The 24,794-nt window shown below is 41.3% G+C and carries 23 protein-coding genes and 1 tRNA gene; 10 read left to right on the top strand and 14 right to left on the bottom strand.

The features are described from left to right. Positions 1–17 precede the first annotated feature (17 nt). From AC0S1O_RS03445 to AC0S1O_RS03435, 3 genes are all read right to left on the bottom strand, one after another. On the bottom strand, positions 18–353 hold the full coding sequence (locus AC0S1O_RS03445; RefSeq protein WP_475394367.1) for a carboxymuconolactone decarboxylase family protein: 336 nt from the start codon (positions 351–353) through the stop codon (positions 18–20). Between the two features lie 68 nt (positions 354–421). Further along, complete coding sequence (locus AC0S1O_RS03440; RefSeq protein ID WP_475394366.1) at positions 422–1,219, bottom strand: DNA-3-methyladenine glycosylase; 798 nt, start codon at positions 1,217–1,219, stop codon at positions 422–424. Beyond that, positions 1,216–1,383 carry a preprotein translocase subunit Sec61beta gene (locus tag AC0S1O_RS03435; protein WP_475394365.1) on the bottom strand — a complete coding sequence of 56 codons (168 nt, stop codon included), beginning with the start codon at positions 1,381–1,383 and terminating at the stop codon, positions 1,216–1,218. The genes AC0S1O_RS03440 and AC0S1O_RS03435 overlap by 4 nt, the downstream gene beginning before the upstream one ends. Before the next feature lie 76 nt (positions 1,384–1,459). Between AC0S1O_RS03435 and AC0S1O_RS03430 the strand changes: the two genes are divergently transcribed. Then, entirely contained in the window at positions 1,460–2,638 is a 1,179-nt protein-coding gene (locus AC0S1O_RS03430) for an Nre family DNA repair protein (protein ID WP_475394364.1), read from the top strand. Positions 2,639–2,677: 39 nt separating this feature from the next. After that, positions 2,678–3,499, top strand: coding sequence for a D-aminoacyl-tRNA deacylase (locus AC0S1O_RS03425; RefSeq protein WP_475394363.1), 822 nt, complete (start codon positions 2,678–2,680; stop codon positions 3,497–3,499). Here AC0S1O_RS03425 and AC0S1O_RS03420 read toward each other — a convergent pair. Then, positions 3,494–4,921 (bottom strand): tetratricopeptide repeat protein, encoded by a 1,428-nt coding sequence (locus tag AC0S1O_RS03420; RefSeq protein ID WP_475394362.1) that lies wholly within the window; start codon positions 4,919–4,921, stop codon positions 3,494–3,496. The genes AC0S1O_RS03425 and AC0S1O_RS03420 overlap by 6 nt on opposite strands. Before the next feature lie 114 nt (positions 4,922–5,035). Between AC0S1O_RS03420 and AC0S1O_RS03415 the strand changes: the two genes are divergently transcribed. Further along, positions 5,036–5,120, top strand: a tRNA-Leu gene (locus AC0S1O_RS03415). A gap of 36 nt (positions 5,121–5,156) precedes the next feature. On the opposite strand, the gene AC0S1O_RS03410 is transcribed toward AC0S1O_RS03415, so the two are convergent. From AC0S1O_RS03410 to AC0S1O_RS03390, 5 genes are all read right to left on the bottom strand, one after another. Further along, on the bottom strand, positions 5,157–5,666 hold the full coding sequence (locus tag AC0S1O_RS03410; RefSeq protein WP_475394361.1) for a nitroreductase family protein: 510 nt from the start codon (positions 5,664–5,666) through the stop codon (positions 5,157–5,159). 185 nt (positions 5,667–5,851) lie between these two features. After that, entirely contained in the window at positions 5,852–6,910 is a 1,059-nt protein-coding gene (locus tag AC0S1O_RS03405; protein ID WP_475394360.1) for a DegT/DnrJ/EryC1/StrS family aminotransferase, read from the bottom strand. Continuing rightward, positions 6,907–7,467, bottom strand: a complete 561-nt coding sequence (locus AC0S1O_RS03400; RefSeq protein ID WP_475394359.1) for an acyltransferase — start codon at positions 7,465–7,467, stop codon at positions 6,907–6,909. Before AC0S1O_RS03400 ends, AC0S1O_RS03405 begins: the two co-directional genes overlap by 4 nt. After that, positions 7,468–8,421 (bottom strand): Gfo/Idh/MocA family oxidoreductase, encoded by a 954-nt coding sequence (locus AC0S1O_RS03395; protein WP_475394358.1) that lies wholly within the window; start codon positions 8,419–8,421, stop codon positions 7,468–7,470. A gap of 37 nt (positions 8,422–8,458) precedes the next feature. Next, positions 8,459–9,799: a nucleotide sugar dehydrogenase gene (locus AC0S1O_RS03390; protein ID WP_475394463.1), complete on the bottom strand. Its 1,341-nt coding sequence runs from the start codon at positions 9,797–9,799 to the stop codon at positions 8,459–8,461. 126 nt (positions 9,800–9,925) lie between these two features. Between AC0S1O_RS03390 and AC0S1O_RS03385 the strand changes: the two genes are divergently transcribed. Genes AC0S1O_RS03385 through AC0S1O_RS03360 form a run of 6 tightly spaced genes read left to right on the top strand, consistent with a single transcriptional unit; the run spans position 9,926 to position 16,265 of the window. Then, on the top strand, positions 9,926–11,023 hold the full coding sequence (locus AC0S1O_RS03385; protein ID WP_475394357.1) for an MraY family glycosyltransferase: 1,098 nt from the start codon (positions 9,926–9,928) through the stop codon (positions 11,021–11,023). A 4-nt stretch (positions 11,024–11,027) separates the two neighbouring features. Next, on the top strand, positions 11,028–11,879 hold the full coding sequence (locus AC0S1O_RS03380; RefSeq protein WP_475394356.1) for a polysaccharide deacetylase family protein: 852 nt from the start codon (positions 11,028–11,030) through the stop codon (positions 11,877–11,879). Beyond that, positions 11,880–12,908: a lipid II:glycine glycyltransferase FemX gene (locus tag AC0S1O_RS03375; RefSeq protein WP_475394355.1), complete on the top strand. Its 1,029-nt coding sequence runs from the start codon at positions 11,880–11,882 to the stop codon at positions 12,906–12,908. Continuing rightward, the gene (locus AC0S1O_RS03370) at positions 12,905–13,984 is read left to right on the top strand and encodes a DUF354 domain-containing protein (RefSeq protein ID WP_475394354.1); all 1,080 of its coding nucleotides are present in this window, start codon (positions 12,905–12,907) and stop codon (positions 13,982–13,984) included. Before AC0S1O_RS03375 ends, AC0S1O_RS03370 begins: the two co-directional genes overlap by 4 nt. Continuing rightward, positions 13,981–15,069 carry a non-hydrolyzing UDP-N-acetylglucosamine 2-epimerase gene (gene wecB, locus AC0S1O_RS03365; RefSeq protein WP_475394353.1) on the top strand — a complete coding sequence of 363 codons (1,089 nt, stop codon included), beginning with the start codon at positions 13,981–13,983 and terminating at the stop codon, positions 15,067–15,069. The genes AC0S1O_RS03370 and wecB overlap by 4 nt, the downstream gene beginning before the upstream one ends. Further along, entirely contained in the window at positions 15,066–16,265 is a 1,200-nt protein-coding gene (locus tag AC0S1O_RS03360) for a glycosyltransferase family 4 protein (RefSeq protein ID WP_475394352.1), read from the top strand. Before wecB ends, AC0S1O_RS03360 begins: the two co-directional genes overlap by 4 nt. On the opposite strand, the gene AC0S1O_RS03355 is transcribed toward AC0S1O_RS03360, so the two are convergent. From AC0S1O_RS03355 to AC0S1O_RS03340, 4 genes are read right to left on the bottom strand one after another with little or no spacing between them, the layout of a single operon-like run. After that, the gene (locus AC0S1O_RS03355; RefSeq protein ID WP_475394351.1) at positions 16,251–18,134 is read right to left on the bottom strand and encodes a hypothetical protein; all 1,884 of its coding nucleotides are present in this window, start codon (positions 18,132–18,134) and stop codon (positions 16,251–16,253) included. The two genes, AC0S1O_RS03360 and AC0S1O_RS03355, sit on opposite strands and share 15 nt — an antisense overlap. Beyond that, a complete protein-coding gene (locus tag AC0S1O_RS03350; RefSeq protein ID WP_475394350.1) occupies positions 18,127–19,338 on the bottom strand; it encodes a glycosyltransferase in 1,212 nt (403 codons plus the stop codon). Before AC0S1O_RS03350 ends, AC0S1O_RS03355 begins: the two co-directional genes overlap by 8 nt. Before the next feature lie 32 nt (positions 19,339–19,370). Beyond that, a complete protein-coding gene (locus tag AC0S1O_RS03345) occupies positions 19,371–20,603 on the bottom strand; it encodes an oligosaccharide flippase family protein (RefSeq protein WP_475394349.1) in 1,233 nt (410 codons plus the stop codon). Next, positions 20,584–21,534, bottom strand: a complete 951-nt coding sequence (locus AC0S1O_RS03340) for an archaeosortase/exosortase family protein (protein WP_475394347.1) — start codon at positions 21,532–21,534, stop codon at positions 20,584–20,586. The genes AC0S1O_RS03345 and AC0S1O_RS03340 overlap by 20 nt, the downstream gene beginning before the upstream one ends. Before the next feature lie 571 nt (positions 21,535–22,105). Between AC0S1O_RS03340 and AC0S1O_RS03335 the strand changes: the two genes are divergently transcribed. Beyond that, entirely contained in the window at positions 22,106–23,464 is a 1,359-nt protein-coding gene (locus tag AC0S1O_RS03335) for a hypothetical protein (RefSeq protein WP_475394346.1), read from the top strand. Between the two features lie 4 nt (positions 23,465–23,468). Here the strand turns inward: AC0S1O_RS03335 and AC0S1O_RS03330 are convergent, their stop codons facing one another. Next, positions 23,469–24,740 carry an ATP-binding protein gene (locus AC0S1O_RS03330; RefSeq protein ID WP_475394345.1) on the bottom strand — a complete coding sequence of 424 codons (1,272 nt, stop codon included), beginning with the start codon at positions 24,738–24,740 and terminating at the stop codon, positions 23,469–23,471. Between the last annotated feature and the right edge of the window lie 54 nt (positions 24,741–24,794).

Below are 24,794 nucleotides of genomic sequence, written 5' to 3'. Positions count from 1 at the left end.
AAGAGGGATAAAAGGATTTACTTCTTGAACTCTTCAATGGCCTTCATCAGCGGTATGAGATGCATCAACGCAGGTCCTCCGGCCATAAGGACCGCAACATATCCCGCCTCTATGAGTTCTTCAGGCTTCGCCCCTGCCTCAAGAGCATTCTTTGTATGGAGCACTACGCACCACTCGCACCCAGCCGCTATACCCAGGGCAAGGGCTATGAGCTCCTTGGTCTTCGAATCCAGTGCCTTTTCCTGAATTGTGCGGCGCAAAAATGACATGAATGCTCCCGTTTCCTGCGGGTAATCCTTGGCCAACTTCTCAAGATACGCGTTTATTTCCTCCAGAGTTTTTTCCGGTTCCATTCTACCACCATTTAACGATATGCAAAAACAATATTTATGTTTTTCGTAAAAATTTGTAAGAATTACAATTAAAAAATTTTGTTATTCGATGTAAACCTGGAGGGAATGAAAAATCGCAGGGGTTCTTCAAGGTCAGCCCTAACACCAATTCTGTGCGAGTATTCAATCTCAAATCCCCTCCATGGTGATTCAATAACCGATATCTCCTCGCCCAGGGGTTTTTCATTCATTTCCCTCACTATTCCAAACGCCCGAGTCCATTTTCCTGGACCGTTACACAGTTCCCTTAATTTTCTTCCACGCCTTTTGTACATGTAATCCAGTCCCATCAGCGGTTCAACGGCCCTTATGAGCACGGCCTGTGCCTCCTCTCCATCTGTGGTTATGTTGAACATCCAGTTGGCATGGACCATGTAAACAAAGATATGCCCGCCGGGAAGCCACATTCCCCTGTTGTACTCCTTCTTACCCCTGTAGGCCCGGGAGGCTGGATCCGCTGCTCCATAATACGCCTCAGTCTCCAAAATTTTTCCCATAAGAACCCTGCCATCCACGCGACGAAGAATGATCTTGCCGAGAAGATCAAGGGCAACATCCCTTGCATCTCTTCGAAAGAAATTCTCAGGTAATAGTGCAGGCCTGTAGGATGGATGGAGGTGCTCATCCTCCCCAAGATAAATTATGGGATAGTTGATCTCAAGCAGAGCATTTATCAATTTCTCCGGTGGATGCAGCACACCAATGCGAGAGTTTATATCCATACGCAATAGTTCCTCAAAACTCAGCCCCTCTCTTGAAAGATCCACAATGGTATCTATTCCGTAGGGTTTTTCCCACCTATCCAAAGAATTCAGAATGTATATCATGCTGGCCAGTACACCTTGGCAAGTTCAACGATCAGGGCAAAAATTATGGCCATATAAACAACAAGTTTGGGATCTATCTTTGGACCCTTGGTCTTCTCCTCCTCAAAATAACGAATCAAACCAGCTGCAGATTGAAACCCTGTGCCCTTATTCTTCTTCGCCATACTTCGCGTATTTCTGGCACAAACTTAAAGTTTTCGGTGTGGAAAATAATAAATCCAGGGGTGATTATAGTATCATGTGTTCGGAGACCTGTGCGTTCGCTGCAAGGGCCGTCTCTGGTGCGGATTACCAAAATGCCCCATTCTGGAGAGTGCAAAGAATATAATGCCAAAACTAAGAATATCCTCAAACTCCATTTTTGGGCCCTCTCCACCCAGCGTGTTTGTGGGCAGGTTTGGATATCCCAAGGTCTATGCCGGACCCCTTGTGTCTGAGAGTGGCAAGATATTTTCATCCACCCGTGAACTATACGGCAGGAGCCTCGATGATATAATATCCCAGACATCCACGCTTTTGAGAACCTCAAGAAGGGTGCACGTGAGAAAGGTGGATAAGATTGTGGAAACTTCACAGGAGATAGCCATGTCCGAGAAGCCCGTGGATACAGAGATCTGGGTTGAAAAATTCCACGGTGGTGCGAATCTTGACGACTTTTTCCACCCCACCGGACCGAGAGTTGAGCCGAGGAGAATTGACATAGTGGATAACCCATCCATACCCAAAAGGGTGGATATGGTTGTGGAAGAGCATCTAAAGGTGGAGCAGGCAATCAAAGAACTCTACACCCATGGATACGGAGTGGATTATCTGCAACGACTTCTGGCATCTGGAATATTGGGGAAGGATAGAAAACTCGTGCCCGCAAGATGGAGCATAACGGCGGTGGATGACATATCCTCCAAAATTCTCATAGAGAGAATAAAAATGCACAGCCCAATTGGTGATGTTGAATACTACACCGAGAGTTTTATGGGCAACCATTTCCATGTATTTCTCATTCCAGGCATCTGGGAATTTGAGATGCTTGAAACCTGGCTTAAGGGGGCAATTTACGCATCCAGCAATGTTGTTGAGGAGGATTACGAACCCTACGAGGGAAGAAAGAGCTATGCTTCAAACATAACTGGAGCGTATTATGCGGCAAGACTGGCAGTTGCCGAGCATCTTAACTCAATAAGGAGACAGGCAAAGGCACTGATTTACAGGGAAATAACCCCGGATTACAGGCTTCCCCTTGGGGTATGGGTAATAAGGGAGGGTGTGAGACACGCACTGTACAAAAAGCCGATAAGATTTGAGACTCTTGAAGACGCCTTAAACTACGCGGAGAGAAGAACGCATATGAAGGAATGGTTTAAAAAGAGCAGAATAGCCTACAACTTGAGGCACCAGAGAAGAATAGATGATTTCCTTTAAATGCACAAATTTGAAATAATTTGAGTTTATGCGTGGGCTATGGATTTGATACTGACCTCGCAGGACGATGCTGCATCTCTCAACATTCGAGAGAAACTTCTTGCCATGGACGGCTGGAAAAAAATAGGAATGTTCCAGAACTTTCCTGTTTACAGAAACGAAAAATATTACCTTGTGCACCTGAAAATTCAGAAAATATACGCGGAGAACATAGACGAGCACATACGCGAGAGATTGGGCATAAAATTTGACAACATAATCGTTGCATCAAAGCACAGAAGTGCAGCTGAAATAAAGAGCCTCACCGTTCATCCAATAGGAAACTGGGGACCTGCGAGGTTTGGAGGTAGGGAGCATACTGTGGTGCATACAAACCCCCATCTCATGACCCAGGCCCTGAGAATTCTCAAGAGAAATAACACCCTCCAGGAATTCTCCGTATCCTTCGAGGCAACACATCATGGGCCATATCTTGAAACGCCCACATTCTTTATAGAGATAGGAAGCAATGAGGATGAATGGCGCAACGACAAGGCCGGCGAGATTCTCGCAAAAACCATACTGGAGCTTGAAGAGAGAAAATACATGCCGGCCCTTGGAATTGGAGGAGGACACTACGTTCCACGTATCACAGATGTTGCCCTGGAATACAGGGTATCATTCGGGCATATGATACCCTCCTACGCCGTTAAATACATAGATGAAGCGGTTGTAAAAATGGCCTGCGAGAAGAGCGATAATTGCAGGCATGCTTACATTCACAGAAAGGGGCTGAAAAGCGAACAGAAGAAAAAGGTACTCGGCATACTTGAAAAGCTGGGAATAGAGGTTATAAACTCAAAAAATTTGGAAAAATTATGATATCAATTTTTTGAACCATTCCTCTCCAGAGTATTTTTGCAGCAATTTGTCGTTCTTTATTATTTCCTTCATGGATGGATCAAACTTCACGCTCATGGTTAAGAAGTTCCTGGCACCCATATCATTGCCCTTTGCGGCCATTAGTTTACCCTTGTAGAACAGGGCCTTCGCATTTTTGAAATTTCTTTTCAGAATTTCGTTCAGCATCCTCTCCGCATATTCAAACTTCTCCTTGGCTATCATCGCCTCCAGAGCCATGTTCCCCCTATCAAGACTCACACTCTCCAGTATGAAGTTCGCAAGATCGAAATTCATTTCCTTAGCCATGAGCTCCATGAACTCCTCATCGGTTAACTGCCCAAGTAACTCCCTTGCCCTCTCTCTATCCTCCCCAAAGTACCTCAAAAATTCATCCACACGGTTAACCTTTGGCTTTTCTTCCTTCTCTTCCACAACATGCTCGCCGGGCGACTCCTTTCCCACATTCTCAATTTCCTCAACTTCAGATATCTCGGAAAGGGTTTCATCTATCCCAAGGTCACCAAACAGTTCATCAACAGCAATTGGTTTGTACTCCTCCTTCTCTCCACCTCTCAATTCCTCGTAGAGCATCTCCACCGTTGGATCATTGGGATAATCATTTCTGAGCTGCTCCACTATTCTATTTGCCTCAACAAGATTGTTATCCTCCATCAAGAAACGCACCTTGGTTATCAACAGGTCCCTATTACCGGGATCTATGTCAAGACCAGCATCAAGGTATTTCTCATCCCTCGTCAGGGAGTACAGTTTGTTGTAAACCTTCAAAAGTTCCTCCTCATCGCCCTTCTCCTTCAAGATCTCGGCGTAACTCCTGAGAACATCAACATCGTCAGGCTGTATTTTCAGAAGTTTGGAAATGACCACTTCATTTTTGGGATCCAGTTCCAGAGCCCTTCTGTACATCTCTATTGCATCCTTTATCTGCCCCTGAATTCTGAACGCATCTCCCAGGAGAATGTGTGCTTCAACATCGTTTGGAGCTATCTTGACTGCCTCTTTCAAACATGCCACCGCGTATGGAATCTGCACATTTCTCTCCAGAAGGTTCCTGCCTATATCAACCCAGGCTCGGACATTTTTATCATCAAGAATCTTTGCCTTCTCGAGAGTTTTTATGGCGTAATCATGATCCTTCACAAGCAGCATCAGTTCTCCAGCCTCTGTGAGAATCCTAGATATTTTCCGCCTCTCTTCCCCACTCATCTTCTCAATCCTGTCAAAATCCTCGGTTACCCACCTGTTTATGCGCCTGAGAAGAACCTCGGCCCTCGCATCATCTCCCCTATTCATAGCATCCTTCGCTTCCTGTAAGGTTCTCTCGTAATCGCGAATCACATTCGATTCCCTTTTTTTCCTACCACCAAATAAAGGCAAATTCATCACCCACAGAGATTCTAATATGGATAGAATATACATTAATCTTATAAAACCTTCGCTTCGCCCACCACCAAATTCAGGAAAAAATAAATAAGGCGGATCGCATTCCACCTACGGGCGGAGGTTGCCGAGCTAGGTCAAAGGCGCCAGATTCAGGGTCTGGTCCCGTAGGGGTTCGCCGGTTCGAATCCGGCCCTCCGCATTAAGCCCCTTTCTTAAGAAGAAAGCGGCTTTGCATTCAGAACATTTCCCAGTGCAATCTCTCCTTCTCTATCTCGCTATCCCCGTGTGGAGGTTTTGTCTTTTTCGGAACACCCACGGACATCATGTTCAGAACCCTGTAATTTTCAGGAATGTTCAAAATGCGCTTTACATTATCCTCGGCTCCTTCCACGCCCCTCACCTGAACCCAGCAGGCTCCCAAGCCCATATCCGCTGCCTCAAGCCATATATGCTCGCTGGCAATGCTGCAATCTTCAATCCACCAGGGAGATTTTCTCTCATCACCCACTATAACAAAGGCCGCTCCTGCTTTGTAGAGCATCTTGGCCCAGGGCGTGGCCTCCGAGAGTTTTAAAAGAGTATCTCTATCTCTCACAACAATCAGGTGACAGGGTTTCCAGTTCATGGCACTGGGAGCGTACATGAAGGCCTTTATAAGATTCTCAACTTGCCAGTCCTCCAGCGGCTCTCCCGTGTAACTGCGCAAACTCCTGCGTATGCGGATTGCCTCTATTATGGGTTGCATATATGGATATAGAGACAAAGAATTAAATGGTTTTGAGCCTTAATTGGCACACTTTATGATTTCAATTTTTCATACAATCGAGAAGTCTCCACTCCATAATGCCCCAGTTGTATTTCTCTTCTGCGCATTTTCTTGCGTTTGGGGAGAGTTTTCATTAAAAGAAGATTCATAAGTGAAAGTATATACTAATCTATAGTTCTAGCTATTTTCTCCCTATCTTCAGAACTGATATGGGGGTGCACGGGAATGGATATTACCTCTTTACACAGCCTCTCAGTTACAGGTAACTTTGCCGTGTATCCTAGCTTCTGCATTATCGGTTGCTGGTGATTACCCCTGGGGTAGTATATGCCGAACCCTATGCCCTCCTTCTTGAATTTTTCTATCAGGGCATCTCTGTTCTTCACCCTTATGGTGTACTGATGGTACACGTGCCTTGCCCTGCTGTCCACGAATGGAATTATAACCTTCTCGCTTAACTCTTCATCATAGAATCTTGCGTTCTCTCTCCTCTTTTCATTCGCTCTATCCAATTTTTTTAGTTGTGCCAATCCGATGGCCGCCGCAATGTTTGTCATTCTGAAGTTCCAGCCAAGCTCTTCATGCATGTATCTGGCGGTCTGCCCATGGTTTCTGAGCATGGAAACCTTCTCTGCAAGCTCGTCGTCGTTCGTTGTTACCATCCCTCCCTCGCCGGTGGTCATGTTCTTTGTGGGGTAAAATGAAAATCCTGCAATGTGCCCTATGCCTCCTGCCTTCTTCCCTTTCCATTCTGCGCCGTGTGCCTGTGCGGCATCTTCAACAACATATAGAGCATGCTCCTCCGCGATCTCCATTATCTCGTCCATATTTGCAGCCTGACCGTAGAGATGCACGGGCATTATCGCTTTGGTTTTGGGAGTTATCTTTCTCCTCACATCCTCCGGGTCAATATTGTATGTTTTTTCATCCACATCCACAAATACTGGCCTTCCTCCAGCCCGAATTATGCTGGTGGCGCTTGCGATGAATGTGAATGATGGAACGAGGACCTCATAACCACGAACACCCACGGCCTCAAGAGCGAGAATAAGCGCCTGAGTGCCGTTTGTCGTGCTTAAGGCATGCTTCACCCCAATATATGAGGCAAACTCTTTCTCGAATCTCTTCACCCACTCACCATAGGCAAGCATCCCGGAATCCAGAACCTTTTCCACCTCTCTTTTCTCCTCTTCACCAATCCATGGCTTTGCTATCGGAATCATTTCATCATCTCCTTATACTTCTTCAATTCGGGGTATTCCTTCCCGCAGGCGGGGCATCTAAAATTCTCATCTAATTTCTCCCCGCACTCGCATACAAACCCGATGAGCTTTGCAGGCACACCCACAACAAGGCCGTGTGGCGGCACATCCTTTGTCACCACGGCACCAGCGGCAACCATTGCGTATTCTCCAATCTCCGTGCCGCACACAATCGTGGCATTGGCTCCAATGCTTGCACCCCTGCGCACTTTCGTGTGACACAATCTTGAATCATCCCAGAGCCAGGCGCGGGGATGCTTGTCATTGGTGAACGTGGCCGCAGGGCCTATGAACACATCATCCTCTATCTCCACACCATGATAAACGGAGACATAATTCTGAATCTTAACTCGGGAACCTATCTTCACATCAAAATCTACATATACCCCCTTTCCAAGATTGCAGTTCTCGCCTATCACTGCTCCTTCTCGTATCTGTGCCTGGTGCCAGATCCTTGTTCCTTTACCAATCTTCGCCTTATCACTAACCTCTGCGGTGGGATGTACATAATAATCCATTCAATCAACCTCCACAACCTTTCTCTCTCTCAAAGATTTAAGAGCAGCCTGGGCAATCTTAACTGCTATAAGACCATCCTCTCCGGTGACGAGGGGTTTTCTTTTATTCTCAATCGCCTCCACAAAATTCACCAATTCTCGCCTCAGCGGCTCTTCACGCCTGAGATTTATCCTTCTTATGTTCAGATCTATCTCCACATTGTAGGTGTTGAATTCATCCACCTTTAACTGCGAGGATGATATCTCAACCCACTGCCCGATGTAATCTCCCTCCGCATAGTAATCCTCGTAGGTTAGCCATAAACGCCGAATCTTCTTCGGTGTGAGCCAGTTGGTCTCAATGTATCCCGTCTTTCCGTTTCTGAATGTGAGAAGTATGGATGCGTGGTCCTCGTACTTTTCGTGCTTTATCTTGCCTCCTCTTGCATAAACCTCGGCAACCTCACCCACCAGATAGCGTAGAACATCAATATCGTGCACTCCTATATCCATTATCACACCCACATCTCTTATTCGCGATGGAAAGTTGCTCACCCTCTTTGCTCCGATGGTTATGAGTTTTCCAGAATCGTTCATCTTCTTGAAAAATTCCACAATGGGGTTGAACCTCTCAATGTGTCCTACCTCAAGAACCACACCCATCTCCTTAGCGAGATCTATAAGTTCTTCTCCCTCTTCAATTCGGAGAGTAAAGGGCTTCTCCACCAGAACATGCTTTCCCTGAGAGAGAAGATCCTTGACAATCCGATAATGATGCTCTGTTGGTACCGCGATAACGGCAGCATCAAAATCCAAATCTCCGGGATTCTTGGCCCATGGTACCCCGAATTTTTTTGCCACTCCCCTGGCACGAGATTCATCCACATCCACCACGCCGCCCAGAACTCCCAGAGTTGAGAGAACCCGTGCGTGGTTGCGGCCCATCACACCCGTTCCGATGACTGCAATTTTCATATCTATTCCTCCCTATGGTTGTGCACTGGAGGTATTTTTATGTTCTCCCCACCCCCAGGTATCTGAATCCAAGTTTCTTTGCCTCTTCCCTGTCCACTATTCCTCGTCCATCCACGATTATTCTGTGGCGCATTTTCTTTGCAAGGTCTTCCAAATTCAACGCCTTGAATTCCCTCGCATCGTTCATAATAACCACGATATCCATATTCTCGTAACCTTTGAACCATCTTGCTCCGTATCTCTTTGCGTCTTTTTCAGTGCATACCGGATCGTACACATAAATATTGTCACTCCATTCCTTCATCATCTCAATGTAGGGGATACTCGGAGACTTGCGGAACTCGTAAACATCGCCCCTGAATGTTAATCCAAGAACCAGAATATTTGCCCCTTTAGCAGCCACACCCGCAATGTTGAGGGCCTTTACCGTCAGTTCAACCATGTGCTCGGGCATACCGTCGTTTATCTCCCTTGCCGTCCTTATCAACCTGGTTGGCCTTTTCGATAGATTCATAACGAACCAGGGATAAACGGGAATGCAGTGCCCCCCAACACCTGCGCCAGGCATGTGGATGTGACAGTAGGGCTGCGTGTTCGCCGCCCTGAACACTTCCAAAGCGTCCAGACCCTGCTCCTCGCAGAACAATGCAAGTTCATTCGCGAGCCCTATATTCACATCCCTGTACACTCCTTCAAATACCTTCACCGCCTCGGCCGCTTTTATTGATGACATTCTTATAACGCCTTTTAAATTTATCACCTCATAAATTGCGGATACCGCATTAAGGGTTCTCTCATCACTCGCACCTACGATTTTTGGATACTGCCCCATTATGTCGCGAATCGCCGTGCCTGTCATGGTTCTCTCAGGGCAGTGCGCCAGTCCGAACTCACCCAATTTTAATCCACTCTTTTCCAGAATCGGAACAAGAGATTCCGTTGTGCCCGGGGGCATCGTGGCCTCGGTTATAACGATATTTCCTCGCTCTAGCCCCTGAGCAATTTTCTCCGTCACGTCGTAAACGGGCCCCAGATTAACATTGCCGTGGTCGTCAATCATCGTGGGAACGAGAATGATCATCACGTCCGCTTCCTTCGCCGCAGCAACGCCATCCGTGGTGGCTCTTAGCCTTCCCGCGGATACGTTTCTCTCAATCATCTCAGCCAGCCCGGGCTCCTCGGGCACGGGATTCTCGCCTTTATTGATTTTTTTCACTCTTTCCTCGTCAATGTCCACGCCGATGACTTTTGCTCCCTTCTCTGCGAATACAGCTGCAAGGGGCAGACCCATCTTGCCCATTCCGAAAACGGTAACCCGCAATTCTCCGTTTTTTACTGCCTGCTTTATTTCCTCGTGATTCATGGTGAGAAGGTCCATATCATACACCAGTAGGATAATGGGGATATGCGTATATAAACTATTTTTTGGGGCAAATTCAGATTTTCTTTCAAATTTACAAAACTCTCCGAAAATATTTTATTGCCTTTTTAACTTCCCTACACAATGGATGGTTTCCAACTATCTCTCGTAGTATCTGCATTTGTGCTGTTTCTCACATTCATATTCACATGGTACCTCACGAAGCGCTGGATTCCCGCAGCCAAGTATTTTGGATTGGTTGGGCGTGATCTTAACAAGTACGGTCATCCAGAGGTTGCGGAGGGTGGAGGGTTTGCAGTTATTCTGGGTTTGTCTGGTGGTCTATTTCTTTACCTCTTCTTCAAGGCGGTACTTGGTTCAGCAACACATCTCGCGGAAATCTATGCGCTCATATCCACCGTTGCTCTTGCAGGTTTTATAGGATTTGCCGATGACATACTTGGGTGGAAGAAGGGAATAAAGCAAAGTAGAAAAGTAATCTTATCTTCCATCTTGGCGTTACCCCTTATGACTCTGGTGCTGCTACATCCACAGTATAACTCTTTTTCCTCCTGGGGTATTCCACTCTGGTTTTATGCAATATTCATAGTGCCTGCGGGCCTGATAGGCGCAGCCAATGCGATTAATATGCTTGGAGGTTTTAATGGTCTTGAGGCAGGAATAAGTTCCATAATACTTATAACACTAAGCATAAAAGCCCTGATTGATGGAAATGTGTGGATTGGGTATATGGCCCTGCTGGGTGCAGCCACTTTGCTGGGCTTCTTGGTGTTTAACTGGTACCCTGCAAAGATTTTCCCCGGTGATTCTCTGACCTATTCCACAGGGGCATTTATTGGTGGCATCGTAATACTTGGAAACATGGAAATTTTCGGAGCATTGCTATTTCCCCTGTTCTTCCTAGATTTCATCCTATTTCTAAAGGCAAAAAAAATAGACCATTTGAAAGAGAATACTAACTCAGAGGCCGTGAAATACATAACAGATGAAAACTTGCAGAATAGATTGTCTCATCCCCAAGCCTCTGGAATACCAGATGAGAACAATCATCTTCATCTCAGATACGATAAGATATATGATTCAGGACATCTCGCAATATGGTTACAGGAGAAGCTGCGGGGATATGCCACCGAACGTGGTGTGGTGGTCACGCTTTATTTGATTCAGATTGCCATATCTGTCGTAGTGCTACTCCTGTTCCAGTTATTAGGATTAAGGTGATTCTATGAAAATACTGCAGACCGTAAAAAGAAAGGGTATTTCTAAAACGGCAAAGCGAGTTTGGCTTGTTTACAGAAGATATGCATTTGGAAATTTTGAAAAATCCCTTTCAACAATGTTGGATATCCTGGAGAAATATGATGCAAAGGTCACATTTCCCATCACGGGAGTTACCCTTGAAAGAAATGAGGATTTTATAAAGAGATATATAGATAGAAAGATTGAGTGGGCACTTCACGGGTATGTGCATGTGGATCACAGGAATTTGGATCCTCAGGTGTTGGAGGAGCATATTAAAAAGGGGGTGTGTATCTTCAAAAAAATGGGTATAAAATTGCAAGGGTTCAGGGCACCGTATCTTTCTTTTAACGAATCTCTATTACCAATACTTCACAGATACGACTTTCTGTACGATTCTTCCCGCAGCTTTTTTGTAAGAGTGATAAATGTGAATGAACCCTCTATACAAAAAGGGCTCAACCACTATAAGCCAATTAAAAAGTGGAAAATAGAGAAGATTAGTGGAGTCGTAGAAATCCCCGTTCTGCTACCAGATGATGAATTCCTCGTGGATAGGTTGGGGTATAAAAGCGAAAAAATAGGAAAAATATGGATAAAGGAATTTGAGGAAATATTGAAAATAGGTGGGGTTCCGGTACTCCAGATTCATCCAGAGCGAGGGAAAATATGCGCAAAGGCTCTTGAGATGCTTCTTGAATGGATATACAAAAAAGATTTAAATACGGAATATCTCTCAGACATTGCAATGGGAAAAAGAGAAAGAGCAGTAGCATTGAGCGGAGATATAGACATCATCAAACTTGGCGATTTGAGATATATGAAGGAGGGAAGATAGATGTACAGCGTGATAAGTACCAGTGAAATCTCAAAAAAGGAATGGGGGAAATTCGTCTATGAAAACAGCAGGGGCAACGTGTTTCAAACCCCCGAGATGTACGAAGTTTACAAAAATACAAAAAATTACGAGCCGGTATTTGTTGGAATAAGCGACTCACGGGGTGAGATCGTGGGTATTTTACTTTCCGTAATTCAGTGGGAGTTTGGAGGACCCCTTAAAATTCTGAGTTCAAGGTGTGTCACCTGGGGTGGACCGTTGATATCCGATTCTCTATCTGAGGAAGAGAGAAAAAAAGTACTTTCTCTGATTCTTAGAGAGCAAAACAAAAAAGTTAGAAGAAAGGCATTGTATATGGAGTTTAGGAATTTGTGGGATTTAAAAAAATATAATGATTTTTTTAGAAGGTTTAAGTTTAGATATGAAAATCATCTAAATATAATCCTCGATCTAACTGGGGGTAAAGAAGAAATTTTTAAACATATGAGGAGCTCTAAAAGGAGAGCAATTAGAAAAGCATTAAAAGATGGTGTGAAAATAAAAATAGCTGAGAACATTAATGATGTTAAAAAAATTTATTTGCTTCTTCTAGAATTATATGCAGAAAGGATTCAAAAGCCACTCCCAGATTTTAGTTTCTTTAAATCTATATTTGAAATTTTACAATCCAATAATATGGGGAGGGTATTTTTAATCATTTATGAAAGCAAAGTTATAGGTGGTATAGTGACACCACATTATAAAGAGACTATTTATGAATTGTATATTGTAGGTAGCCAAAAATACAAAAAGATGTATCCCTCAGAAATGGCAACCTGGGCACCTATTGAATGGGGTATAAAAAACGGTTATCGGTTTTTTGACTTTATGGGGGCAGGACGCCCCGGAGAAAAGTATGGTGTAAGAGATTTTAAGCTGGGGTTTGGAGGGGAGCTTGTTGAGTACGGGCGGTACAAAAATATATACCATAATACAATGTATAATATTTCGTTGAAATATTTATGTTTTATTAAGAAGGTGAAAAAATGAGGGTTGTGTTTGATGCTGTAACACCTGCGCAAGTTCACATGTATAAAAACATAATTTATAAACTGAAGAATAAAGGGCATGATGTTCACCTTTATGTTAGACCTGCAAAAAGCACTCTGAATCTACTCAACTACCTGGATCTGGAATACACAGTAATAGGGAGACACAGGGCTTCAAAAGTAACTAAAGTTATTCAGGGATTGTTAAATGTCAAAGAATTATATACACATTTAAAAAAATTAAACCCTGATATCTGTGTGGGACAGATATATGGAATATATGCGGCAAGTTTTCTTAAAAAACCCTCAATCATATTTGAGGACGATGAGGTAACTTTTTTCCAGCAATTTTTATATGTTCCATTCGTGAATGTTATAATTACACCTGAAATGTTTAATAAGAATTTTGGAAAAAAGCACATAAAGATAGCATCTTACAAGGAACTGGCATATCTACACCCCAAGTATTTTAAACCAGATGATTCTATATTTGATTTTTTAAATTTGAGCAAAGAGGATAAATATGTTATTTTTAGATGGAACACATGGGATGCCATTCATGATGTTGGAAAAAAAGGATTTGACGAAAAACTCATTAAAAAATATATTAAAAAAATAGAAGAATTTGCTAGCGTTTTTATATCCACAGAAAGAGAGCTTCCTAAGTCTCTTGATGTCTATAAGATAAATATTCCTTTCCACAAAATTCATGATGCTTTATACTTTGCAAATATGTTAATTTCGGATACACAAACCATGTCTACTGAGGCGGCTATCCTCGGTACTCCCACCATAAGAAGCAATTCATTCGTCGGTGAAAATGATATGAGTAACTTTATTGAGCTTGAGAGAAAATACAAACTCATGTTTAACTATAGGGATCCAAAAAAGGCCATAGAAAAGGCATTAGAACTCATTGAGCAACCCAAAATTAAGGATTTATGGAAAAAGCGGAGAGAATACTTATTGAAAGATAAAATAGATATGACTGAATTTATGGTATGGTTTATAGAAAACTACCCAGAAAGCTTTAATATTATGAAAGAAAACCCTAACTATCAGGAGAGATTCAAATGAAGGTTGCATCTGTAGTGGGAGCCAGACCGCAGTTCATAAAGATGGCCCCCGTATCGGAGAAGTTGAGAGAATGCTGTGAGGAAGTTGTGATACACACGGGGCAGCATTACGATTACGAGATGAACGGCGTGTTTTTTGATGAGTTGCAAATACCTAAACCTGACTATAATCTTGGTGTTGGCTCAGGCCCACATGGCTGGCAGACTGGAGAGATGCTGAAGAGAATTGAAGAGGTTCTTCTCAAAGAAAAGCCGGATATAGTTTTTGTTTACGGAGACACAAACTCCACGCTCGCTGGCGCTTTAGCTGCTGTTAAGTTGCACATACCTGTGGCTCACGTGGAAGCGGGGTTGCGGAGCTTTGATCGGAGGATGCCTGAGGAGATTAACAGAGTTCTGACAGACCACGCGTCCGATATTTTGTTTGCACCCACGGAAACTGCAGTGGATAATTTGAAGAAAGAGGGGATAGTAAATGGGGTTCACCTTGTGGGAGATGTGATGGTGGACGCACTTTATAAATTCATAAAGATAGCAAAGAAAAAATCTAACATACTGGAAGAATTGGATATAGTTCCAAAAGGGTACATTCTTGCCACGGTGCATCGTGCCAGCAACACGGATAATGAAAAAAATCTGAGAAACATAATTGAGGCGTTTATGGAGAGTGGAGAGATTATAGTGTTTCCCGCACATCTTCGCACAGTGAATGCCATGAAAAGATACGGGATTTTGAAGGATGTGGAGGGGGCGGAGAACATAAAATTGATAAAACCTGTAGGGTATTTTGATATGCTTATCCTTGAGAAAAACGCTAAGAAAATTGTGACTGATTCAGGAGGCTTACAGAAGGAGGCATACACATTGAAGATACCTTGCATCACATTGCGGGAGAATACAGAGTGGATCGAGACTGTGGAAGATGAATGGAACGTGCTGGTGGGTACAGACAAAGAGAAAATCCTTGAGATGATAAGAGAATTTTCGCCTTCTGTGAGGCATTATTCCAACAGGTTTGGTGATGGGCGTGCTGCGGAGAGGATTGTGGAAATAATAGATAAAAAAATAGAGTTGGGATTTATATGAGAAACTTGTTGATTATATCTAACAGGTATCCTCCAGAAGAGAGGTATCCTTTATCTCCTTTTGTGAAAGATCAGGTTGATGCCATAAAAAATTATTTAGAAAGAGTTGTTGTTATTGCGGCAAATCCATATGTTCCTAAGGTATTAGGAAAAATCGTTGGACACAGGAGAAAATATGAGTCATTAGCAAAAAATTACTCATACGACAATGTGGATGTTTTTTATACAAAAGATATTGTTTTACCTTTTAATATATTCAAAAACAGATGGGGTGACAGAGCATATAAAAAATCTTATGAGGTAATTAACACTATTGGTTTCAAACCAGATATAATACACGCACATTTCACATGGCCAAGCGGTTATGCCGGTGTAAAGATAGGAAAGAAATATAATGTACCAGTAGTAGTAACAGCCCATGGCTATGATGTTTATGACCTACCCTTCAGAAATAAAAAATATTATGATATAGTGAAGTGGACTCTTGACAACTCTGATTATGTTATCACCGTGAGCAAGAAAAACTTTGAAATTATCACTCAAAAATTAAATATTCCAGAAGATAGAGTGAAAGTGATTCCCAATGGATACGATGAAAAAATATTCCACCCTATGGACAAGAGTTATGCTAGGAAAAAACTGAATTTACCCCAAGATAAGAGAATTTTGCTGACTGTGGGAAATTTGGTCAAAATAAAAGGTCACATTTACCTTATCGAGGCAATTAAAAAAATAGTGGAAAAAAGAAAGGATATTTTGATGATAATCGTGGGAGTTGGCCCGGAGAAAAATCACCTGATTAGAAAAATAAATGAGTATGGAATTAGTAAGTATGTGCATTTGGTTGGCGGAAAATCCCACGATGAAATTCCACTCTGGATGAATGCCGCTGATTTGTTCGTGCTGCCAAGTTTAAGCGAGGGAAATCCCACGGTGATGTTTGAAGCACTAGGGGTAGGGCTTCCATTCATTGGCACCACTGTAGGGGGAATTCCAGAGGTAATAACATCCGAGGATTATGGGTTTCTATGCCCACCAAAGGATCCAGAGTGCCTGGCAGAGAAAATTTTAATGGCGCTGGAGAAGGATTGGGATCGGGAGAAGATAAGGAAATATGCGGAGCAGTTCAAATGGGAGAATATTGCAAGGGAAATCTTAAAGATATACAAATTATCTTTGAATTCAAAAAGTAATTAAATACACTCGTTGTCCGCCGTTTGATTGGTAGATCTTAAGTAGATATGGATTTTTGTCATATTCTTTAACGGGCATAGGTGGACCCCAATAAAAATTCTCTTCATAACCCACGACAAAATATTTTGTTGGATAATATGTGTCATAAAATCTTTCAATATTGTGTTTTGTTGGTTGCCGTATTGCTAATACAGTAATCCCCCAATTTGTGTGATTTTTATAGTAAGTTATAAAACCTATTTCTGGAGGTTTCACACCTGTTGTAGCAGTGAGAGCCTCTACTGACCAGTAATTGCCCATTATGTATTCAGAAGTAGATGAGATATAGTTGACGTAAGTGATAAAATCTGTGGTTACCCATGGCGGTGCAGTGGTCCCAAATCTCAATGAATTCGATAGCTCGGGCATATCACGAATTGTAGGGTCCTTGTTGAAAACTGAGACAAGGGAAGATGATGATAATAAAAACACTAATAATAAGATGAGAGACATTTTTACAAAATGTAAGTGCCCGTCTCTTGTCATTTCTCTGTTTCTAAGTTTCCTGGTTAAGAAGTAATAGGTGGAAATACCCAGTAAAAATGGAAGTGAATATTGAAAGTATATAATTCTGCTAGCATAGTATTCAAAAACGAATCCAAATGCAAACCAAACTACAAATAAAACGAAAAATAAAGTGAAAAACATTACAGAGATCGAGTGTTTTTTCATACCCAGTAAATATAGCCCAATGACTGAGAGAGCGAACAGTGAAAAACCAGCTAACAAGGATAATATAGATACAGTAGTTAGTTGTGTGTGTGGAATGTATGTAGGAAATGGTGAAAAAATAAGGACAAATGTATACACATATTTTTCTGGATTTTCACTAACGGTATACAATATCCATAGATACAAGAGCAAATAAATTACTAGAAAGAAATAAACAACATTTCTGAATGTCAAGCGCAAGATGGATTTTGATTTCACTCTAAAAATCATCCAACAAATAATAAGAAATGATAATAGTGACAATAAGAAGAATCTCGGTAAGGTGTGAATGACGGTATCCGGTAGGAATTGTGGAAAAAGATGATTTATTTTATACTGAGGTCCAATAATTGTATAGTACATAGGAAAATAATAAATCAAAAACACAAAAAATCCAGATAAAACCGTCAAGAAAAGATATATGGATCCTGCGTTTTTAATGTGATTTTTATTGGTAAGGTATCCATAAGCGATTAAAAACAAGAAAAATGCTGATAGATTAAAAAGTTGACCCAAGAAAGTGCTTATGTGTGATACACCATGAGCTGTTGAAAAAAGAACGTACAGGATTGCCACATTAATATAGTATTTTTTTCCTTTGTTATTTCTCAAAAACAAAATAAAGGATAAAAGAGAGGCAAATACCATTATTCTTGTTATACTGCCCGTTGCCACATAGTTGGAGTACGTGAACAAATAAACATAGTGTGTTTTAGAGTTTGTAAACACCATAAAAGAGGTTATATAGAAAAACGCTGAAAATAATCCAACCCACTTGTGGATTTTTAGACCTACAAGAAACACTAATAGAGTTGGAATGAGAGCAAACATTATCTTGAATATGTATGAGATGTCAAACACATTGAAATCTCCAGAGATTAGTATAAATGAAGAAATGAGTAGGTGCAAACCTGCAGGGTACAACTCATATATTCCAGAGTGAAACCATATCTTATTGATTTCCACTCTGTGAAGCGCAATCTGCATAGCCCTATCGTAGTTCCTTATTTCATCAGGGCTAACAATAGTGTGGTATCCCCAAAGATAGGTACAGCCAGTATTTAGAAGAATAGAAAACAAAATGAGGGCTAGGAGAAATAAGTAAAGCGATTTTTTATTCATATGGTGCCCCCAATAAAATTGCCAATCTTCTAGATATATTTTTCCAAGAAAACCCCTCAACACACTTCCAATCTGGATATATTTTAGTTCTCTCTTTTACCAGCGATCTCGCAACTTCATAGCCTTGTTCAAACTCCGATTTTTCAATAACGTATCCAGCATTACATTGGGAGATTATTTGGGCCACATAACTATCCCTGCTTGTAAATGCTAAGATTGGCTTTCCAGCCCGCAGGTACTCCGGCAATCTGCTGGGTAGCACATCTATGTAATCATATTTCATATTAAAAATTAATGCATCAGCTGAAATTAAGTATTTGATTACATCCACATGTTCTTGAAGTCTTCCCACAATTTCCACAGACTTCAAATTCCACCTTTGTATTTCCTCTCTTTTTTTGGGTGCAATGCTTCCTATAAAAAATAACTTGAGATCAAAACCCGCCTTTTCCAGCTTTTTGAAAATTTTAAGGAATGACAGGTCAAACTCACGGTAAATTGACCCCATATGTAAAAATGTGAATTTGTCAAACTTCATAGGTTCTATGTTCTTAAAATCCTCCTCATCGTACCCGTTGGGTAGCCAGTGCGTTTTCTCTTCCATCTTCAAATCAGGATATTTCAGGAAGTATCTTCTCATCTGAAATTCGCTGGCAAAGGTGATGGCATCAGCAGCGGAGATTATTTTCCTCTCCAATCTCTCATCAAACTTTCTGTGGAGTGGTGTGGGGGAGAAGTAAAAGTGATTCAGAGTCCAAGGATCTGCAAAGTCAGCGATCCATGTTATCTTATCCCCCATTCTCTCTTTTAACATCAATCCTAAAACGAGCCCGGAAGGAGGTGTGGATGTAAAAATATATCTAATGTTCTCCCTGCGTATGATCTCAATGATCTTTTTAATATAGAGAATAAAATAGGTATTGAGATCTGGTAAGAGAGAGAACTTAAGCAATCTTGCTAACTTCGCTCTTTTAAGATGCGGATGCATTTGCCTTCCGACATAATAGATCTTTCCTCCATGCTTTGAGATGTCCTTAAATAGATACCCATCCATTAATGATGCTGAATGGGGTGGGGGACTTACGATTATGGGCTCAACGCCATACAATGGTAAATATTTCGCTATTTTACTTAATCGCAGTATCTGTGCCCCGAACTCTGGTGGCCATCCGAGCTGGGAGATTATCAGGATTTTCTTAGTCATCTAATACCACCCAATGCAAATATATTATTTATTCACTTCGAATTACTACTTTTTACAAATTTACGATATAAAGCATAGTTACTCAAACTGGTACTACTAATTGCTATAACATAACCCCACGGGACTCCCATCGGACCCAAAACATTAACTAGATATGAAGTGACCGCTAAATTTACCCCTGCGGCAATACCTACTGTTATAGCCGCATACTCTGGCTTGTTCACCCCTCCCCAGAAAGCCCCAAATGCCGTCTCTAACCCCATAAACACATACCCAATTGATATTACCAACAATATATAGTATGAATTTAAATATTTATTTCCAAAAAGTAATTCCAATCCCCACTTACCAAATAATATAACTAAGATATACAACAAAAGTATATAGAGCTCATTCAGGAACACTGCTTGCTTGAGCAGTTTTATTCGCACATTCATACTCTTATCCGCAACCTTCGGCATTAATAATGTGTTCACCGCCCCAGGAATGAACATGTATATTGTGCCCAGAGTAATTGCCATCGAATACTCCGCAACTGCCCCGTATCCATAGTTATGTTCTAATAAAAAGTATCCCACTGTTAGAAGTGAGGAGAAAAACACATTAGATAGCACAGAAAACAACGAGAATTTTGTTAGCTCAATGATAATCCTTCTTTTTATGTTTTTAAAATTAATACTTATTTCAGTTCTTTTAAAAATTTCAATGATGAAAATCGCAACCCACCCCCCAAAAGCATAAGAAAATATGATATAAAGTGGAGTTTTGAGAAATGCTAATACGAATATCAAACTTATTAAAAATAACTTAATCAGCGATCTGAGTATGTTAAACGCTGCAATTTTTTTGTAATCAATGAATCCCCGAATAACCCCATAGTAAATCAGGGGTATAGAGTATCCTACAGCGATCAAATATATGAACATGTCAATTTTAAATATGAAGAAGATTGCCCCCAGTATAAAAAAAGAGGTAATAACAATAATGAGAACAGCAAAGAGGTAATTACCTGCCTCTTTTCTATTGGCCGCTATAAATCTCGTAAGTGCACCACCATATCCTGCGGCGACGAACATCACTATGAAACTTCCCATTTGAATTACATACCTTATATATCCGTATGCCTCTTTACTGAGGAGCCAAGCAAGGATGAGTGTTGTAACAAAACCTATCCCTTGAAAAATAATATTGCTAATTCCTATTAATCCAACAGATTTAATAGTTTTAGAACTCACAGACAATCCATCAAGGAGTCTCGTTTTCATTAGTGTTCAGCTCCCTAGGCTTATTTAATTTTACATCTATTAAATACCAGTATGGGAGTATGAAGGATAAGAATATTATATTTCCCAGCCAAGCATGTGCTTCTTCCAAACCCAGCTGTCCATAATAGTATGCACTAATGAAGATTAGAACTATCCGGAGAATATTGAGAAAAAGCATTATAATAGTTGCAATGAGTATTGTCAAAGTTCTCCACTTATAATTTATGTAGGATCCCATATAAAGCAGCACCAAAACTACTGCAGAGAAGGTAATTCCCTCTACCCCCGAGCATAATCCAGAAACTGTGGCAGATACTATTTCTCCATTTGCAGTCACTATGGATATGGTTGTTCCATTCAATGATACCGCATATCCCATAAACTTTAGTATTTCGTAGGCTGCATTAGATGAGAAAATTGCCAAATTATAGCCTAGAAAAGAGTTGCCTAGAACATTCCAGAGTAGATTTAACACTATAAAAATCCCGTAGAGTATCCCAAAAGGAAATATCACCTTGTATTTTTTTATTCCATAAAATACCACAAAGAAACCAAATATCACTATGCCCCCATTCAACACCCCAAAATTTCGAGTTTCTGGAAAATATATGTGTTTTATAGGCGTTACTATTGTAAAAGCAAAGATTATTACAATGACTCCAATGATTACCTCCCATACTGCAACATTTTTTATGCTATGAAAACGCTTAGAATTTAGCATAATACCCATCAGCCACAACAGGGTAGATATAACAAGAGAGTAGCTATTTATATTTTCTGAAATATTTTCAAATCCACCCTGTATAAATATTTCTAGAATGATTGAGAGGAGGATTGTTAATATTAAAAATCCTCTCAGTTTGTTTCTCTGATCCATGTTGAATCTCTGCATTATCGGGGCCCACGCATCCTCAAACAGGAAATCAAGCATCAACGCATGAATGATTTGAGGTAAATTAAGATTTTGCAGCACTGGGACCCTCGCTCTATTTTTCCCCTTTCCACAAATCAGCTCACAAAGGTAATTTTAAAACCAAAATCTCATCAAACATCCCTACTTGCAGCCCACTCTCCAGCAGATAAATGCTCCACCCTTCCAGATCCCAGCTCGTAAAAGCGAGAAGAACTCACGCAACTTTCCGGTACATCAGGATTGCCAGCACCTTACATCTATCAACCCACTCATCATAGTCCAAAGCCCCGGAGGGTAAAAACATGCACGCTCAAAATCCACGATTCCGGGCCATGGATGCCTGTGTGACAGCACCATATAGGAACAGTACCTCTTCCTTGTTTTACGATATATTTTTCAGAAAATAGTAAAAAATAGGACTAATTATGAGAAATACAAAAAATATAGATAATTGTGTAATAATGCATTTATCATAAAAATCACAGAAATATTTCATAAAATTCTGCTGATTTAATTGATTCTGATTGAATTAAAATTCTTCTTTCGTAAAAAACAAAGTTTAAATATTGCGATTTGTTAATAATTTGTGGTGAATCCCATGACTGGGGCCAGGGTTGCGAGGAGCTTTGAAGATCTGGAGCATCTGATCAACGAGGGATTTATGTACAACAGGACAGCGCCCAGATGGGTGAACGGTAGGGCGTACTTTTACCTGATAAATCCAGAGAGCCACAAAAAGGGAAAGGGTATAATTGAGTGCTCATTTGAGGAATACGAAGATATAAGGGCAAAAATAGATGAAATGCTGGAGAAGCTGCATGGAGTAAAGTACTACACCAAGAAGAAAAAGAAGGAAAAGATTGTGGAAACCTTACCCATGCCAAGAACCAGGGCCGTGATAGACAGGTCCTATGCCCGCAGCATTGAGCATACGATGAACATATCCCTATCACTCACAGAGAGCACCATTGATCTTGGATTTAAATGCCTGTTGCTTGTTTTACCCCATTTAAAGATTTCACCACGAAAGCTCTTCACAATGGTTGATGATCCAAAGCAGATAACAGATCTCATTCTGAGATACGTGGCCAAGTTGCTGGACCTACGCTTCTCTCCAGAGCGCCTTTTCAGTCTCGAAGATGAGGTCAGGTCCCTTGAGATGGAGAAGGAAGAACTTGAAAAGAGCGTCAGGGAGAAGGATGAGATCATTGAAGAGCTGAAAAAGGAGGTTGAGATGCTTCTGGCGATCAGCAACGAGGATCAGATTTCCAGATTTGTGGGGTGGATGAACATAAGAAAGAATATGAACGTTGTACCAGAGTCCGTGAACTGGGAAAATATGATCTATATGCCTCAGGCTCCAAAGAAGGGAGCTGATGATACAAAATGGATTTTTGATCTTGCAACAGCCGCATGGATTTTGAATTCCAGAGAGCCCGTGCCCCTAGAGGTTATATTAAAATACATAGATGTACAGGTCAAAGAGAGTAAATGGGAGGTGAAAAAGTATGTAGACAAAAAGATAAATGAGGTGAGAAAAGAGCTTATAAGTATGCAACCCCCGCCCAAGAAGGATCGCCCCAATACAATAATCATAAAGGATAATAGAACTGAGCCTTCAATTTTTGAGAGGATAAAGATGCTTGAAGAGAGAGGATACGAGGTCATACCCCCTCCCTCCGAGAGCAGGGTGATGGAGATAGTTAACGAACAGATGAAAGGATATTTGGAGGAAGTTCACAGAAAGATTGAGGAGCTTAAAAATTACATAGAGGAGGAAAAAGAGATCGACCCCACCGCCTTGGAGGAGATCATAAGGGATCTGAACTTCATAATGGCCCACGTGCATATTTTGATAGCCCATTTGAAAGGCGAGATTTCAATCCACGATATAAACATACCAGAGCTTCAGAGTATGATCAGGCATGAGCCAAGAATACCTCCTTGAACCCTCATAATTTCTCCTGCTTCACCTGCAAGAGCCATTTCCACAGAGGAATGTAGTTTATCTCTCCTTCTTCCTCATAGTCCCAAGTGATTATTGTTCTATTTTTACATCTCAGTTCTTCTCCCGCCTTCTCCAGTGCTCTTATCTCTCTTCTCTCGATTTCATCCTTTCCTGATGCGTATGTGACCTGTATCAATTCTTTCACACTTTCTCTTTCTTTCACTACAAAATCCACCTCACGCTGCTGGTGATCTTTCCAGTAATATATTTCCACATCTCTATTCCAGTAACTCTTCCTCCTCATAAGCTCCACCGCCACTATATTTTCCATCATTCTCCCTCTCTCAGGAGTGGTAGTGAACCCCACAGTAGCAGCCATGGCACTATCAATCGCATAAACCTTCTTGGGCGCTAACATTTGCTCTTTTAACTTGTAGGAAAAACGCTCTATGAGAAACAAAAGGTACGAACTTTGGATGTAATCAAAATACTTTTTCACAGTGTGAGGGCTCTTCACCCCAACAACATTTTTCAATCTATTAAAAGATAGCTCTCTGCTTATATTACTCATTGCGTATCTACCCACCTCTCTAAGCACTGATGGATATTTTACACTGTATCTCTGCATTATATCCCGCTCAATTATGTCCCGATAGTTTTCAGATAGAAATATCCTGCCAAGTTTGTACGCGAGTGGAAAGCCACCCTTATCAATATACTCTCCTATATAATCTCTTAACTTTGTTCTGCTCTTCGTGGAGTGAACATCTCCTCCAAATCCCACGTAATTCAAAAACTCTCGAAAGCTGAAAGGATAAAGTCTGAAATCTATATGTCTGCCTGTGAGAAATGTTGCCATTTCTCTACTCATCAGTCGCGCATTGCTTCCTGTGATTATCACTCTTCTGCCTGTGAGTATCCTGGATATGAAACGCTCCCATCCTATCACGTTCTGAATCTCATCAAATATGAGAAAATCCACGTATCCCTTAAGAGAGTACAGGGCTTCGAGAACCTTGTTTAGATCTTCTGCTTTAATATTCAATCTCTCATCTTCAAAGTTCACATATCCAACATTCTTTCCCTCTGAAAGCATCCATGCTAAAAACGATTTGCCACATCTGCGCACACCCGTTATGAGCAAAGCTACATCCTCTACAACAAGATTGCTCACTGCATCAATGCACTCTCTCTCAATAACACCTTCCTTAAATCTTCTTCTCATATCCTCCTCTCTGTCAACAATCGCACTCTTGATAACTTCTATAGAAACCATATCGTATTATAAGTGCAAATAATTAATAAATCTTTGCATTCTTTATGCAAAGAT

The sequence above is a fragment of the Candidatus Aciduliprofundum sp. HYA1 genome, from assembly GCF_056175085.1.
This window is presented reverse-complemented; position numbering and strand designations above follow the sequence as displayed.

Bases quoted from the DNA above. Each gene is read 5' to 3' on its own strand.
- AC0S1O_RS03350 (WP_475394350.1), bottom strand. From the start codon at position 19,338: ATGACTAAGAAAATCCTGATAATCTCCCAGCTCGGATGGCCACCAGAG.
- AC0S1O_RS03360 (WP_475394352.1), top strand. From the start codon at position 15,066: ATGAGAAACTTGTTGATTATATCTAACAGGTATCCTCCAGAAGAGAGG.
- AC0S1O_RS03385 (WP_475394357.1), top strand. From the start codon at position 9,926: ATGGATGGTTTCCAACTATCTCTCGTAGTATCTGCATTTGTGCTGTTT.
- AC0S1O_RS03410 (WP_475394361.1), bottom strand. From the start codon at position 5,666: ATGCAACCCATAATAGAGGCAATCCGCATACGCAGGAGTTTGCGCAGT.
- AC0S1O_RS03375 (WP_475394355.1), top strand. From the start codon at position 11,880: ATGTACAGCGTGATAAGTACCAGTGAAATCTCAAAAAAGGAATGGGGG.
- AC0S1O_RS03405 (WP_475394360.1), bottom strand. From the start codon at position 6,910: ATGATTCCGATAGCAAAGCCATGGATTGGTGAAGAGGAGAAAAGAGAG.
- AC0S1O_RS03395 (WP_475394358.1), bottom strand. From the start codon at position 8,421: ATGAAAATTGCAGTCATCGGAACGGGTGTGATGGGCCGCAACCACGCA.
- AC0S1O_RS03330 (WP_475394345.1), bottom strand. From the start codon at position 24,740: ATGGTTTCTATAGAAGTTATCAAGAGTGCGATTGTTGACAGAGAGGAG.
- AC0S1O_RS03390 (WP_475394463.1), bottom strand. From the start codon at position 9,799: ATGGACCTTCTCACCATGAATCACGAGGAAATAAAGCAGGCAGTAAAA.
- AC0S1O_RS03340 (WP_475394347.1), bottom strand. From the start codon at position 21,534: ATGCTTGATTTCCTGTTTGAGGATGCGTGGGCCCCGATAATGCAGAGA.
- AC0S1O_RS03425 (WP_475394363.1), top strand. From the start codon at position 2,678: ATGGATTTGATACTGACCTCGCAGGACGATGCTGCATCTCTCAACATT.
- AC0S1O_RS03435 (WP_475394365.1), bottom strand. From the start codon at position 1,383: ATGGCGAAGAAGAATAAGGGCACAGGGTTTCAATCTGCAGCTGGTTTG.
- AC0S1O_RS03400 (WP_475394359.1), bottom strand. From the start codon at position 7,467: ATGGATTATTATGTACATCCCACCGCAGAGGTTAGTGATAAGGCGAAG.
- AC0S1O_RS03370 (WP_475394354.1), top strand. From the start codon at position 12,905: ATGAGGGTTGTGTTTGATGCTGTAACACCTGCGCAAGTTCACATGTAT.
- AC0S1O_RS03380 (WP_475394356.1), top strand. From the start codon at position 11,028: ATGAAAATACTGCAGACCGTAAAAAGAAAGGGTATTTCTAAAACGGCA.
- AC0S1O_RS03445 (WP_475394367.1), bottom strand. From the start codon at position 353: ATGGAACCGGAAAAAACTCTGGAGGAAATAAACGCGTATCTTGAGAAG.
- AC0S1O_RS03420 (WP_475394362.1), bottom strand. From the start codon at position 4,921: ATGAATTTGCCTTTATTTGGTGGTAGGAAAAAAAGGGAATCGAATGTG.
- AC0S1O_RS03345 (WP_475394349.1), bottom strand. From the start codon at position 20,603: ATGAAAACGAGACTCCTTGATGGATTGTCTGTGAGTTCTAAAACTATT.
- wecB (WP_475394353.1), top strand. From the start codon at position 13,981: ATGAAGGTTGCATCTGTAGTGGGAGCCAGACCGCAGTTCATAAAGATG.
- AC0S1O_RS03355 (WP_475394351.1), bottom strand. From the start codon at position 18,134: ATGAATAAAAAATCGCTTTACTTATTTCTCCTAGCCCTCATTTTGTTT.
- AC0S1O_RS03440 (WP_475394366.1), bottom strand. From the start codon at position 1,219: ATGATATACATTCTGAATTCTTTGGATAGGTGGGAAAAACCCTACGGA.